At 65.4% G+C, this 14,562-nt stretch carries 10 protein-coding genes and 2 rRNA genes; 11 read left to right on the top strand and 1 reads right to left on the bottom strand.

Going from position 1 to position 14,562, the window contains the following annotated elements:
• Nucleotides 1-24: 24 nt before the first annotated feature.
• Nucleotides 25-3,286: ribosomal RNA gene (locus E3O47_RS12575) — 23S ribosomal RNA — on the top strand.
• Between the two features lie 134 nt (nt 3,287-3,420).
• Nucleotides 3,421-3,537, top strand: a 5S ribosomal RNA gene (gene rrf, locus E3O47_RS12570).
• A gap of 710 nt (nt 3,538-4,247) precedes the next feature.
• On the opposite strand, the gene E3O47_RS12565 is transcribed toward rrf, so the two are convergent.
• Nucleotides 4,248-5,237 (bottom strand): hypothetical protein, encoded by a 990-nt coding sequence (locus E3O47_RS12565; protein WP_134420743.1) that lies wholly within the window; start codon nt 5,235-5,237, stop codon nt 4,248-4,250.
• Between E3O47_RS12565 and E3O47_RS12560 the strand changes: the two genes are divergently transcribed.
• From E3O47_RS12560 to xerD, 9 genes are all read left to right on the top strand, one after another.
• Entirely contained in the window at nt 5,202-6,140 is a 939-nt protein-coding gene (locus E3O47_RS12560) for a hypothetical protein (RefSeq protein WP_241976806.1), read from the top strand. The genes E3O47_RS12565 and E3O47_RS12560 overlap by 36 nt on opposite strands.
• Entirely contained in the window at nt 6,115-7,146 is a 1,032-nt protein-coding gene (locus E3O47_RS12555) for an HAD-IIA family hydrolase (protein ID WP_134401395.1), read from the top strand. Before E3O47_RS12560 ends, E3O47_RS12555 begins: the two co-directional genes overlap by 26 nt.
• 10 nt (nt 7,147-7,156) lie before the next feature.
• Nucleotides 7,157-7,327 carry a hypothetical protein gene (locus E3O47_RS16050; protein WP_158250237.1) on the top strand — a complete coding sequence of 57 codons (171 nt, stop codon included), beginning with the start codon at nt 7,157-7,159 and terminating at the stop codon, nt 7,325-7,327.
• A 95-nt stretch (nt 7,328-7,422) separates the two neighbouring features.
• Complete coding sequence (locus E3O47_RS12550; RefSeq protein ID WP_134341968.1) at nt 7,423-8,229, top strand: TlyA family RNA methyltransferase; 807 nt, start codon at nt 7,423-7,425, stop codon at nt 8,227-8,229.
• Nucleotides 8,226-9,146, top strand: a complete 921-nt coding sequence (locus E3O47_RS12545) for an NAD kinase (protein ID WP_104100385.1) — start codon at nt 8,226-8,228, stop codon at nt 9,144-9,146. Before E3O47_RS12550 ends, E3O47_RS12545 begins: the two co-directional genes overlap by 4 nt.
• A 9-nt stretch (nt 9,147-9,155) precedes the next feature.
• Nucleotides 9,156-10,853, top strand: coding sequence for a DNA repair protein RecN (recN, locus tag E3O47_RS12540; RefSeq protein ID WP_134420741.1), 1,698 nt, complete (start codon nt 9,156-9,158; stop codon nt 10,851-10,853).
• A gap of 11 nt (nt 10,854-10,864) precedes the next feature.
• Nucleotides 10,865-12,586, top strand: a complete 1,722-nt coding sequence (locus tag E3O47_RS12535; protein WP_134420739.1) for a CTP synthase — start codon at nt 10,865-10,867, stop codon at nt 12,584-12,586.
• 84 nt (nt 12,587-12,670) lie between these two features.
• Nucleotides 12,671-13,294, top strand: a complete 624-nt coding sequence (locus tag E3O47_RS12530) for an NUDIX hydrolase (RefSeq protein WP_174720203.1) — start codon at nt 12,671-12,673, stop codon at nt 13,292-13,294.
• Between the two features lie 118 nt (nt 13,295-13,412).
• A complete protein-coding gene (xerD, locus tag E3O47_RS12525) occupies nt 13,413-14,348 on the top strand; it encodes a site-specific tyrosine recombinase XerD (RefSeq protein WP_134420761.1) in 936 nt (311 codons plus the stop codon).
• Nucleotides 14,349-14,562 lie beyond the last annotated feature (214 nt).

Genomic DNA, 14,562 nt, shown 5'->3' with positions numbered 1-14,562 from the left:
CTTAATCGATTCAAACTCATGTGATTTCAAATTTCTAAGAGCAAACGGTGAATGCCTTGGCATGTAGAGCCGAAGAAGGACGTAGTAATCTGCGATAAGCCTCGGGGAGTTGATAAACGAACTGTGATCCGAGGATTTCCGAATGGGGAAACCCCGCCAGGCCCTTTGGGTGACCTGGTGACTCCCGCCTGAATATATAGGGCGGGTAGAGGGAACGTGGGGAAGTGAAACATCTCAGTACCCACAGGAAGAGAAAACAATAGTGATTCCGTTAGTAGTGGCGAGCGAAACCGGATGAGGCTAAACCGATCATGTGTGATAGCCGGCAGGCGTTGCATGGTCGGGGTTGCGGGACTTTTCTGCTGATTCTGCCGAACAGTGAGGGTTAGAGCGTTGTATAGACGAACAGGATTGAAAGCCTGGTCATAGAGGGTGCGAACCCCGTAGTCGAAATGCAGCAATCGCCCGAAGAGTATCCCAAGTAGCACGGGGCCCGAGAAATCCCGTGTGAATCCGTCAGGACCACCTGATAAGCCTAAATACTCCTACATGACCGATAGTGAACAAGTACCGTGAGGGAAAGGTGAAAAGTACCCCGGGAGGGGAGTGAAATAGTACCTGAAACCGTTTGCTTACAAACCGTTGGAGCCAGCTTTGNCTCCTACATGACCGATAGTGAACAAGTACCGTGAGGGAAAGGTGAAAAGTACCCCGGGAGGGGAGTGAAATAGTACCTGAAACCGTTTGCTTACAAACCGTTGGAGCCAGGCTGTGCCATTCGTGGTGCGGATTTCTGGTGACAGCGTGCCTTTTGAAGAATGAGCCTGCGAGTTAGTGATATGTGGCGAGCTTAACCCGAGAGGGGAATGCGTAGCGAAAGCGAGTCTGAATAGGGCGATTCAGTCGCATGTCCTAGACCCGAAGCGAAGTGATCTATCCATGGCCAGGTTGAAGCGACGGTAAGACGTCGTGGAGGACCGAACCCACTTCAGTTGAAAATGGAGGGGATGAGCTGTGGATAGGGGTGAAAGGCCAATCAAACTTCGTGATAGCTGGTTCTCTCCGAAATGCATTTAGGTGCAGCGTTGCGTGTTTCTTGCCGGAGGTAGAGCTACTGGATGGCCGATGGGGCCTAAAAGCTTACTGACGTCAGCCAAACTCCGAATGCCGGTAAGTGAGAGCGCAGCAGTGAGACGGTGGGGGATAAGCTTCATCGTCGAGAGGGAAACAACCCAGACCACCAACTAAGGTCCCAAAGCGCGTGCTAAGTGGGAAAGGATGTGGAGTTGCACAGACAACCAGGAGGTTGGCTTAGAAGCAGCCACCCTTGAAAGAGTGCGTAATAGCTCACTGGTCAAGTGATTCCGCGCCGACAATGTAACGGGGCTCAAGCACGCCACCGAAGTTGTGGCATTGATATTTTTGGTAAGCCGCACCCTTGTGGTGTTGGTTCAGCCGTGTTGATGGGTAGGAGAGCGTCGTGTGGCCAGCGAAGCGGCGGTGTAAACCAGCCGTGGAGGCTACACGAGTGAGAATGCAGGCATGAGTAGCGAAAGACGGGTGAGAAACCCGTCCTCCGAAAGATCAAGGTTTCCAGGGCCAGGCTAATCCGCCCTGGGTAAGTCGGGACCTAAGGCGAGGCCGACAGGCGTAGTCGATGGACAACGGGTTTATATTCCCGTACTGGCGAAAAACCGCCCAAACTAATCCAGTAATGCTAAGCATCTGAATCCTCTAGATGGATCCCTTCGGGGTGAAGCGTGGGGCCTAGCGTGCGACCCTATGCTGGTGCGGTTAGCGTATTAACAGGTGTGACGCAGGAAGGTAGCTGAGCCGGGCGATGGTTGTCCCGGTCTAAGGATGTAGGCCGAGAGATAGGCAAATCCGTCTCTCATGAAGGTTGAGACCCGATGGGTAGTCCTCACGGACGAAATCAGTGATCCTATGCTGCCAAGAAAAGCATCGACGCGAGGTTTTAGTCACCCGTACCCCAAACCGACTCAGGTGATCAGGTAGAGAATACTAAGGAGATCGAGAGAATCGTGGTTAAGGAACTCGGCAAAATGCCCCCGTAACTTCGGGAGAAGGGGGGCCTGAGGCGTGAAGGGATTTACTCCTGGAGCGTTCGAAGGCCGCAGAGACCAGTGGGAAGCGACTGTTTACTAAAAACACAGGTCCGTGCCAAGTCGCAAGACGATGTATACGGACTGACGCCTGCCCGGTGCTGGAAGGTTAAGAGGAACGGTTAGCCGCAAGGCGAAGCTGAGAATTTAAGCCCCAGTAAACGGCGGTGGTAACTATAACCATCCTAAGGTAGCGAAATTCCTTGTCGGGTAAGTTCCGACCTGCACGAATGGCGTAACGACTTCCCAGCTGTCTCAACCGCGAACTCGGCGAAATTGCATTACGAGTAAAGATGCTCGTTACGCGCAGCAGGACGGAAAGACCCCGTGACCTTTACTACAGCTTGGTATTGGTGTTCGGTGTGGCTTGTGTAGGATAGGTGGGAGACTGTGAAGCTTGGACGCTAGTTCAGGTGGAGTCAACGTTGAAATACCACTCTGGTCATATTGGATATCTAACTTCGAACCGTGATCCGGTTCAGGGACAGTGCCTGGTGGGTAGTTTAACTGGGGCGGTTGCCTCCTAAAAAGTAACGGAGGCGCCCAAAGGTTCCCTCAACCTGGTTGGCAATCAGGTGTCGAGTGTAAGTGCACAAGGGAGCTTGACTGTGAGACTGACAAGTCGAGCAGGGACGAAAGTCGGGACTAGTGATCCGGCAGTGGCTTGTGGAAGCGCTGTCGCTCAACGGATAAAAGGTACCTCGGGGATAACAGGCTGATCTTGCCCAAGAGTCCATATCGACGGCATGGTTTGGCACCTCGATGTCGGCTCGTCGCATCCTGGGGCTGGAGTAGGTCCCAAGGGTTGGGCTGTTCGCCCATTAAAGCGGTACGCGAGCTGGGTTTAGAACGTCGTGAGACAGTTCGGTCCCTATCCGCTGCGCGCGCAGGAAATTTGAGAAGATCTATCCCTAGTACGAGAGGACCGGGATGGACGAACCTCTGGTGTGTCAGTTGTTCCGCCAGGAGCACCGCTGATTAGCTACGTTCGGAACGGATAACCGCTGAAAGCATCTAAGCGGGAAGCCGGCTTCGAGATGAGATTTCCATCCCTTCGGGGGAGAGGCTCGCAGCTAGACTACTGCGTTGATAGGCCGGATGTGGAAGAGGGGACTAAAGACCCTCGGAGCTGACCGGTACTAATAAGCCAATAATTTGATAACACACCAGTTTGAATAAGCTGCAAGCGTCCACTATGTGGTTCTCGATGTACGGTCGAGAACAACGCCCCACGGTGACTCATAAACACTGAGGGCTCTATAACTAAAAAATATAGATTCGATTCATCGAAAGATGTTTCGGCGGCTATAGCGAGAGGGAAACGCCCGGTCACATTCCGAACCCGGAAGCTAAGACTCTCAGCGCCGATGGTACTGCAGGGGGGACCCTGTGGGAGAGTAGGACACCGCCGGACTCAACGTAGCAACACACACAATGGCCACCCCAACGGGTGGCCATTGTGCGTTAACCACCACCCCGGCGCCCACCAACTGCGACAGCCCCGCCCCAACCGTTCACCGGCGCACACGACCCCGCGGTACACCAGCCGAACCCACACAAACCAAGCGCGCACCACCCCCACCCCGCGGCGCACATCCGGCAGCGGTCGTGGCCAACTCAGGAGATCCAACCGGGCCGTGCCGGGCATCCGCACCAATGCCGCACTAACCCGCGGCGGCCGTCTACTGCGGGCAACAGATGTCCTGAGTTAGCCACACACACACGGGCCCTGGCCAAGCCGCCCCGCGGCGCACGCTCTACCTGCGCCCACCTCCATACCGTGCGTCCACCTCCACACCTTGCGCCACGAACCACACCACCCCGTGGGAGGGCACACCTGCACCAACGACAGTTGGCCACCCCTCGAGGTGACTTCCATGTGGTGAGCGAGAGTGAATGTCTTCATTCCGGTCGAAAGTGCCCGGTAGAGCCACCACTCTCGACCGGAGAGGGACACTCGCCGCGACCCGGTATGACACCGCCGGACTCGATTCAGAATCAACCAAAATGGCCTCCCAGACGGGTGGTCATTTGGCGTTGAGTTACTGTTGATAGGTCTGTCGAAATGACAGGTCAAATTACACAGGAGACACAGTGAGCCCTTCAGGAACGCACGATAACGAATCACGCGACGGCGGACGAGACGATCGTCGTTCCAACGGGGGTTACCAGGGCCGGTCCGACCGTCCGCAGCGTGACGGTGAGCGTCCCCCTTACCGCGGTAATTCCGAGCGTCCGAAGCAGGGAGGCGAGCGTCCTCCCTACCGCGGGAACTCCGATCGTCCCTCCACGGGCGGTTACCGTGCAAATTCCGAGCGTCCGGCCAACGGTGGCGAGCGTCCTTCGTACCGTGGCGATACCGAGCGTCCGCAGCGTGATGGTCAGCGTCCTCCCTATCGCGGCAACTCCGACCGCCCGGCCACGGGTGGTTACCGTGGCAATACTGACCGTCCCCAGCGTGATGGTGAACGTCCCCCTTATCGTGGCAACTCCGAGCGTCCGCAGCAGGGTGGCGAGCGTCCCCCTTATCGTGGCAATTCGGACCGTCCCTCTGCCGGTGGCTACCGGGGCAACTCTGAACGCCCGCAGGGTGGCGAGCGTCCTCCTTACCGTGGCAATTCCGACCGTCCGCAGCAGGGTGAGCGTCCTTCCTACCGTGGCAATTCCGACCGTCCGCAGCAGGGTGAGCGTCCCCCTTACCGTGGCAATTCGGACCGTCCCTCTACCGGTGGCTACCGGGGCAATCCCGATCGCCCGCAGGGCGGCGAGCGTCCCCCGTACCGGGGCAACTCCGATCGCCCGCAGGGCGGCGAGCGTCCCCCGCACCGGGGCAACTCCGATCGCTCCTCCGGCGGCGGGGAGCGCAAGCCCTGGGCCAAGGACGGCGCCCGTCCCGAGCGCACCGATCGCCCGCAGCAGGGTGGCGAGAAGCCCTGGACCCAGCGCGGCGGTTCGCCGAACCGTGCCGGAGCTCCGCGCGGAGACGCCGGTAAGAAGCTGTGGACCCGTGACGGTGCCCCGGCCCGCGGTGACCGCGATGCCCGTGTCGTCGAAGAGGAGATGACCGAAGAGCAGCGCATGCAGCGTGAGCTTCGTTCGGTGCGCCCGCGCCACGACGACCCCGAGCTGCCCGACGACATCACGTCGCAGGACCTCGACCGGATCGCCCGCAACGAGCTCAAGACCCTCAGCAAGGACAACGCCGAGGCCGTCGGCCGCCACTTGGCCATGGCCGCCCGCGTCATCGACGAAGACCCCGAGCTGGCTCACCGCCACGTCCTGTCGGCTGCCCGTCGTGCCGGCCGGATCGCCGTGGTGCGCGAGAGCCTCGCAATCACCGCCTACGCCACGGGCGACTTCGCCCTGGCGCTGCGGGAACTGCGCACCTATCGCCGCATCTCCGGTTCCAACGATCAGCTTGCGCTGATGGTGGACAGTGAGCGCGGCGTGGGCCGCCCGGACCGGGCGCTCGAGCTGGGACGCTCCGTCGAGCGCGCCTCGCTGCCGGCATCCGTTCAGGTTGCCCTGGCGATCGCCATGTCCGGGGCGCGTCTGGACCTCGGCGAGACCGAGGCTGCGCTCAGCGAGCTGGAGATCCCGCAGCTGGACCCGAAGACCGCGTTCTCCTACAGCGCCGAGCTGTTCGCCGCCTACGCCGAGGTTCTCGGCGAGCTGGGCCGCGACGACGAGGCCGAACTGTGGAACGAGCGGGCCGAACGGGCCGACGCTGCCGTGTCCGGCGTGACCGATTTCGACGAGACCATGGAGATCCTCGAGATCGACGAGGAGGAGTCCGACGAGGAAGAGTCCGACGACACCGACACCGACACCGACACCGACGACTCCACCGACGACGACGACGCGACTGACGTCTCCGACGAAGAGTCCGCGAATGACGCCGACGACTCCACCGACGACGACGACGCGACTGACGTCTCCGACGAAGAGTCCGCGAATGACGCCGACGACTCCACCGACGAGGCGGAGCACGATGCTCAGGCGTCGCCGCGTGCCTGAGCCGGTCACCCCGCTCACCGGCGTCGACGTGGTTCTGGCCGACCTGGACGGCGTGGTCTACGCCGGTCCAGCGGCCATCCCGTTCGCGGTCGAGAGCCTGAACCGTGCGGCGGAAACCGTGCGGGTCGGCTACCTCACCAACAACGCGTCCCGCACCGACCAGTCCGTGGCGGACCACCTCTCCGAACTGGGCCTGCACACGGTGGCGACGGATGTCGTGACCTCACCGCAGGCCGCCGTGCGTCTGCTCGCGGATGAGGTGCCGGCCGGCTCGCGCATCCTCGTGATCGGCGGCGAAGGTCTTCTGACCGAGGTTGAAAAGGGTGGCTTCGTCGTCACCCGCTCGGCGGATGACGCTCCGGCGGCCGTGATCCAGGGCTTCTCGCCCGACCTCGGCTGGAAGGACCTGGCCGAGGCCGCGTTCGCCCTGCACCCGAACGAGGATGGCGTGGAGATCCCGTGGATCGCCACGAACACCGACTGGACCATCCCGGTGGCCCGGGGGATCGCGCCCGGCAACGGCACCCTCGTCTCCGCCGTGCACAGCGCCGTCGGTCGCCTGCCGATCGTGGCCGGCAAGCCCGAGGTGGCCATCTTCACCGAGGCCGTCACCCGCTTCGAGGCGCAGGCACCCCTGTTCATCGGCGACCGCCTCGACACCGACATCCTCGGCGCGAACCGGGCCGGCATTCCGGCCGCGCTGGTGCTCACCGGCATCGACAAGGCCAAGCAGACCCTGGCCGCCGACGCCAAGTCGCGGCCGACGTATATCCTCGACGACCTGCGCCAGCTGCACGAGCCTTACCCGCAGACGGTGTTCTCCAAGGACGGCTCCTCCGCCACGGTGAACGGGGCGACGGTGCGCATTGTCGGCGCCGACGTCACGATCGTGGCCGAGGGTGACGGGGCGATCAACCTGCTCCGCGCCGCCTGCGCCGTGATCTGGGCATCCGGTCGGCCCATCTACGGGCTCACTGTTCCGGAGCGACTGTATCTCGGACGGTAACGTGGAGAGGGTGAATCAGCCCCACGTGACGACGGACGACGTAACCCAGGATCTTCCCGCGCGGCTCGCCGCGATCGAAGACCGGCCCCTCGAGGAGCGCGCCGCCGCGTACGTTCAGGAGCACGACGGGCTGCGGGGCCACCTCGAAGGTGGAGACGTTCCCCGGGCGAGCCACCCATGACCGACGTCGACGGAACCCCGATGGGCGCCCCCGATGACGTCGCCCCCGACACCAGTGCCAGCGACCCCAGCGACCCCGGCGTTGCCGGCGAGCGGATGCCCCACCAGCGCCTCGACTCGGCCGTCGCCGAGCGCGGTCTGGCCCGGTCCCGCACCGTCGCCGCGCAGCTGATCGTGGGCGGACTGGTCACGGTCGACGGCACGCCCGTCGTCAAGGCATCCGCCAAGGTGCGGGACACCCAGCTGATCGAGGTGGCGGCCACCGACCACTACGTCAGCCGCGGCGCCCACAAGCTCATCGCCGCCCTCGACGCCTTCGCGGTTCCGGCCCTGGGCCGCACGGTGCTCGACGCCGGAGTGTCCACGGGCGGCTTCAGCCAGGTGCTGCTCGAACGCGGCGCCGGCCAGGTCATCGGGGTGGATGTGGGGCATGGGCAACTGGCCCCTCAGCTGGCGACCGAGCCGCGACTCGTGCTGGTCGAGGGGTTCAACCTGCGCTACGCCACGGCCGAGAAGATCGCGGCCGCCTCCGGGGTGCCGCAGCGGGTGGACCTGGTCGTGGGAGACCTGTCCTTCATCTCCCTGACCACCGTGCTTCCGGCCCTGGTGGCGTCCGCCGCCGACGGTGCCGACTTCGTGCTGCTGATCAAGCCGCAATTCGAGGTCGGCAAGGGCAGCATCCGCGAGGGCGTCGTGCACGATCCGGGCCTCCGCGCCGACGCGATTGCCGGTGTGCTCTGGGCGGCGTGGGATCTCGGCCTCAAGACGAACGGTTTGATCGCCTCGCCCATCGCCGGCGGCGCCGGAAATCGCGAGTACCTGTGCTGGCTGTCGAGCGCGGTCGGCAGCAATCCGACAGAATGGATCGAACGCACAACGGCGCTGGTGGGAGTGACTAAATGAGTGCAGCACCACGCAACATCCTCGTCGTCGCGCACACCGGCCGCACGGATTCCCTCGAGGCCGCCGTCACCGTCTGCCAGCAGCTGCTGGCCGCCGGAGCCGTGCCGGTGCTGGCCCGCAACGAGCGCGCCGACCTGCTCGCGCACTGCCCGGACCTCGACGACCAGATTGCGATCCTGCACGAGTGCGTCGCGACCACCGAACTCGAACTCGTGATCGTGCTCGGCGGCGACGGCACCATCCTGCGTGCCGCCGAAGTCGTGCGCGGCTGTTCGGCCCCATTGCTCGGCATCAACCTCGGCCACGTAGGTTTCCTCGCCGAGAGCGAGCGCGACGACCTCGGTGAGGCCGTGCGCCGGGCTCTGCTGCGCGACTACCTGGTCGAGGAACGCATGGCCCTCGCCGTTCGGGTCAAGCTCGGCGATGAGGTGATCTACGAGACCTGGGCGTTGAACGAGGCCACAGTCGAGAAATCCAGCCGTGAACGGATGCTCGAGGTCGTCATCGAGGTCGACGGCCGCCCGCTCTCCTCCTTCGGTTGCGACGGCGTGGTCATGTCCACGCCCACGGGCTCCACCGCCTACGCCTTCTCGGGCGGCGGCCCGATCGTCTGGCCGACGCTCGACGCGCTGCTGCTGGTGCCGCTCAGCGCTCACGCCCTCTTCGCCCGCCCGCTCGTTGTGGGCCCGGACTCGTCGCTCGCCGTGGAGGTGCTCGCCCGCACCGGCGGGGCCGCGGTGCTCTGCGCCGACGGTCGCCGCGTGCACGACCTGCCGCCGGGCTCCCGTGTGATCGTGCGCCGTTCACCGATTCCCGTTCGGCTGGCCCGCCTGCACAGCGGCCCGTTCACCGACCGACTGGTCAACAAATTCAACCTGCCCGTCACGGGCTGGAGAGGCCCGGTCGGCCGTGAATAGGCGTTCCGCATGATCGAGGAGCTCGTCATCCGTGACCTCGGTGTCATTGCCGAGGCCACCCTGCCGCTCGGCCCCGGCTTCACCGCCGTGACGGGCGAGACCGGCGCCGGCAAAACCATGGTCGTCACCGCCCTCGGCCTGCTGCTCGGCCAGCGTGCCGATCCCGGTCTCGTGCGCCAGGGCCAGTCGCAGAGCTGGGTGGAGGGCCGCTGGCTGATCCCCGCCGACGGCACCGTCGCGACCCGCGTGCGGGACGCCGGGGGAGACCTCGACGGCCCCGAACTCATCCTCAGCCGCTCGGTGTCCGCGGAGGGACGCAGCCGGGCCGTGGTCGGCGGGCGCAGCGCCCCCGCCGGCGTGCTCAGCGACCTCGGCGGCGACCTCGTGGTCGTGCACGGCCAGTCCGACCAGGTGCGTCTGCGTTCGGCCGTCGCCCAGGCTGCAGCCCTGGACCGCTTCGCCGGGCCGACGCTCGCCGAAACCCTCGACCTGTTCCAGAGGGCCTACTACCGCTGGCAGGGCCTTCAGAGTGAGCTCGACCGACTCGTCGACGAGCAGGACCAGCGCGCCCGCGAGGCCGACACGCTGCGCGCCGCCATCGACGAGATCGAACTCGTCGCCCCCCAGCGCGGCGAAGACGAGTCGCTCAGCGAACGCGCCGAACGCCTCGGCAACCTCGAGGAGCTGCGCATCGCGGCCGCCCAGGCCCGGGAGTTGCTCTCGGCGGAGGAGAACCCCGACGAGATGCCCGACGCTGTCGCCCTGCTCGAGTCCGCCCGGCGCCAGCTCGAACGGGCCGGGGAGCACGACCCGGCCCTCCCGCCCCTTGCCGAGGCACTCGCGAACGCCGGCTTCCTGGTTGCCGACATCGCCGCGCAGCTCTCCAGCTACCTGGCCGGCCTCGACGCCGATGGCGCCCGCGAACTCGAGGTCGTGCAGGAGCGCCGCTCGGAGCTCACCGGCCTGGCCCGCAAGTACGCGGGCGGCCTTGACGAGGCCATCGACTTTCTCGACACCGGCAGTGCCCGTCTGCTCGAACTCGACAGCGACTCCGACCGCATAGACACGCTCCGCACCGAAACGGATGCCGCACGCCAGTCGACTGACGGCCTCGCCGACCAGCTCACCGGCATCCGTCGCGCTGCCGCGGAGGCCCTGGGTGCGGCCGTCACAGCCGAACTGGCCGCCCTGGCCATGCCGAACGCGTCGCTGCTGGTCGAGGTCGACGGCCGGGCCGAGATGACCGCCACCGGACGCGACCTCGTGAAGATTCTCCTGCGCCCGCACGCGGGGGCGGAGCCACGGTCGCTGGCGCGCGGGGCCTCCGGTGGCGAACTGTCCCGGGTGATGCTTGCGATCGAGGTCGTCATCAACCAGGCCGACCCGGTGCCGACCTTCGTCTTCGACGAGGTCGACGCCGGCGTGGGCGGCGCCGCGGCGATCGAGATCGGCCGCCGGCTGGCCCGGCTCGCCGAAACCGCCCAGGTGATCGTGGTCACCCACCTTGCCCAGGTGGCCGCGTTCGCCGGCAACCACCTCAGCGTCGTCAAGGACAGCGACGGCTCCGTCACCGCCAGCAGCGTGCGCCAGCTGCACGGCGACGAGCGTGCCGCCGAAATGGCCCGCCTGCTCTCCGGCCTGCCCGATTCCGCGAGCGGACTCGAACATGCCCGGGAGCTCATGAACCTCGCCCGCGCCAACCGATAGGTCAGCCCTCAATGCTAGAGTCGAAGCCCGTGGTGGAAAATAAAAGCACGGACGAATCAGTACGCAACGACACGACACGACACATTTTTGTGACCGGTGGTGTCGTTTCTTCTTTGGGCAAGGGCCTGACGGCGGCAAGCCTCGGCAACCTCCTCACGGCCAGCGGTCTCCGCGTGGTCATGCAGAAGCTCGACCCCTATCTCAACGTGGACCCCGGCACGATGAACCCGTTCCAGCACGGCGAGGTCTTCGTGACCGACGACGGTGCTGAGACCGACCTGGACATCGGACACTACGAACGGTTCCTCGACATCAACCTCAACCAGGCCGCGAACGTCACGACCGGTCAGGTCTACTCGCAGGTGATCGCCAAGGAACGCCGCGGCGAGTACCTCGGCGACACCGTGCAGGTCATCCCGCACATCACCGACGAGATCAAGCGCCGCATGCGCCTGCAGGCCAGCGACGAGCTGCGCCCCGACGTGATCATCTCCGAGATCGGCGGCACGGTCGGCGACATCGAGTCCCAGCCGTTCCTCGAGGCGGCACGCCAGGTGCGCCACGAACTCGGCCGCAACAACGTCTTCTTCGTGCACGTCTCGCTGGTGCCGTTCCTCGGCGCCGCGGGGGAGCAGAAGACCAAGCCCACCCAGCACTCCGTCGCCGCCCTGCGTTCCATCGGCATCCAGCCGGATGCGCTCGTGCTGCGCAGCGACCGGCCCGTCTCCGACTCGAACAAGCGCAAGATCGCGCTGATGTGCGACGTCGACGAAGACGCCGTGGTCAACGCGGTCGACGTGCCGAGCATTTACGAGATCCCCACCATGCTGCACGATCAGGGCCTGGACAAGTACATCACCGACCGCCTCGGCCTGCCCGTCACCAGCGTCGACTGGACCGGTTGGCAGAAGGTGCTCGACGCCGTGCGCGAGCCCCAGCACACCGTCACCATCGGGCTGGTCGGCAAGTACATCGACCTGCCCGACGCCTACCTGTCGGTCACCGAAGCGCTGCGCGCCGGCGGATTCGCCAACCAGACCAGGGTCCAAGTCACCTGGATCGCCTCCGACGACTGCGAGACCGAGGAGGGCGCGAACCGCCTGCTCGGTGAGCTCGACGGCATCTGCGTTCCCGGCGGCTTCGGCGTGCGCGGCATCGAGGGCAAGCTCGGCGCCCTCAAGTTCGCCCGCGAGAACGGCATCCCCGTGCTCGGCCTCTGCCTTGGCCTGCAGTGCATGGTCATCGAATACGCCCGCAACAAGGCCGGCCTCACCGGCGCATCCTCCTCGGAGTTCGACGAGGACACCGAGTTCCCAGTGGTCGCGACCATGGAAGAGCAGGTCGAGATCATCGCGGGCGGCGACCTGGGTGGCACCATGCGCCTGGGTCTCTACCCGGCCGTTCTGGCCGAGGGATCCATCGTGGCCGAGCTCTACGGTGCCTCCGAGGCGTCCGAACGTCACCGCCACCGCTACGAGGTCAACAACGCGTTCCGCTCTCAGATCGCGGATGCCGGACTGTGGTTCTCGGGCACCTCACCCGACCGCCACCTGGTCGAGTACGTCGAGCTGAAGCGCGAGGAGCACCCGTTCTACGTGGGCACGCAGGCGCACCCGGAGCTGCGCAGCCGGCCCAGCCACGCGCATCCGTTATTCCGTGGCCTGATCAGCGCGGCCCTGGACCGCCAGCAGGCCAGCCGCCTGTTCGAGGTAGAAGCCAAGGAAGAAGCCTGAGCCGTGACCCACCCGTCTGTGCCCGCCGCCAACGTGACCGCTCCTGTGACCGCCGAGAAGTCCGGCGAATCGGCCTCCGCCCCGCTGGCGGATGAGCCGGCCTTCGCGGCGGTCTCGGACAGCGCGATCGTTTTCGACGGCAAGGTGTGGGATGTCCGCCGCGACACCTTCGGCTATAACGGCTCCCGCATCAATCGCGAGTACCTGGACCACCCGGGCGCCGTGGCGATCCTCGCCCTCGACGAGCACAACCAGGTGCTGCTGATCAAGCAGTACCGGCACCCCGTGCGCACGCGCGACTGGGAGCTGCCGGCCGGGTTGCTCGACGAAGACGGCGAGCATCCACTCGTCGGAGCGCAGCGCGAGCTGGCCGAGGAGACCGACCTCGTCGCCACCGAGTGGAATGTGCTCGGTGAGTTCGCCACCTCGCCCGGCGGCAGCAACGAGGTCATCCGCATCTACCTGGCGCGCGGCCTCGCCGCGGCTCCGGAGATCTTCGAGCGCACCGAGGAGGAAGCCGACATCGAGGTGCGCTGGGTGCCGCTTGATGACTGCGTCGATGCCGTGCTGGCCCGCCGGGTGCAGAACCCGTCGCTGGTGATCGGGGTGCTCGCCGCCCAGGCAGCCCGCGCGCGTGGCTGGAGCACCCTCGGGGCGGCGGATGAGCCGTGGCCGCGGCATCCGGTCAATTGGGACCACACGGTGTGACCGGTTGGCCTCGTCTGGTGGTGTGAGCGGTGCGGCTGGTGTTCCTGCTGGCCGGGGCGTCGCGGGTTTGGGCGGTCCGCCTGCACCGGGAGTTGCCGGTGGGGTCGTCGCCGCGGCCATGGACTCGTATCTGCGGCACGTCGCGATCGAGCGCGGTCTGAGCACCAATACGGTGTCCGCCTACCGGCGTGACCTGGCCATCTACAGCCGGTGGCTTGCCGCGGTCGGGTTGACCGGACTCGCCGACGTCACCCGGCAGCACATCTCCGACTACGTGCGGTTCTTGGGATCCCGCGAGGAGTCGCCGCTGACGGCGGCGTCGATCGCGCGCATCCTCTCGACCGTGCGCGGGTTTCACCGATTTCTGCTCGAGGAGGGCGTGGTCGACACCGATGTCGCCCACGAGTCCAAGCCGCCCAAGCTCGGCACCCGGCTGCCCAAGGCAATTTCGATCGAGCAGGTCACGCTGTTGCTCGCGGCGACCGACGGCGACGAGGTGCACAACCTGCGCGACAAGGCGCTGCTCGAGCTGCTCTACGCCACGGGCGCCCGCGTCTCGGAGGTGGTCAACCTCAATGTGGACGATGTGCTCGACCCCGAGGTGGTGCGCCTCACCGGCAAGGGCGACAAGCAGCGCATCGTGCCGGTCGGCAGTTACGCGCGCGCGGCCATCGACACGTTCCTGGTGCGTGGGAGACCGCTGCTCTCCGCCCGTGGACCGGCGACGCCGGCCCTGTTCCTGGGCCTTCGCGGCAAGAGGCTCAGCCGGCAGAACGCGTGGTTGATCATCCGGGCCGCGGCCGAACGCGCCGGCCTCGAGGGGCATGTTTCGCCGCACACGCTGCGGCACTCCTTCGCGACGCACCTGCTCGAGGGCGGGGCCGATGTGCGCGTGGTGCAGGAGTTGCTCGGCCACTCCTCGGTGGCCACCACCCAGATCTACACGCTCGTCACCGCGGATACCCTGCGCGACATGTACACGACGGCGCATCCGCGGGCGCGGGTGTCCCGTTCCGTCCCCCCGGTGGTTGAGTCACCCCGCGGTGAAGGTTGAGACCCCGCCGGTCCTGGACGAGCTCAACCCCGCCTGACTGTTCCCGTTTCGGACAACTGTTGCCCGTGTACCGGCAACAACTGTCCGGAACGGCAACAGTGGCGACCGGGGCCGCCGCGCGCCGCTGACGTTTGAGCTTTCCGGGATATTCCGTTCGAGCAGCCACCGAAGGCTGCGTCTCGCGTTTTCTCCGCAGTTACGTGACGACGGATGC

It is taken from the genome of Cryobacterium sp. TMT2-17-1, from assembly GCF_004402765.1.
GTDB classification, from domain to species: domain Bacteria; phylum Actinomycetota; class Actinomycetes; order Actinomycetales; family Microbacteriaceae; genus Cryobacterium; species Cryobacterium sandaracinum.
This window is presented reverse-complemented; position numbering and strand designations above follow the sequence as displayed.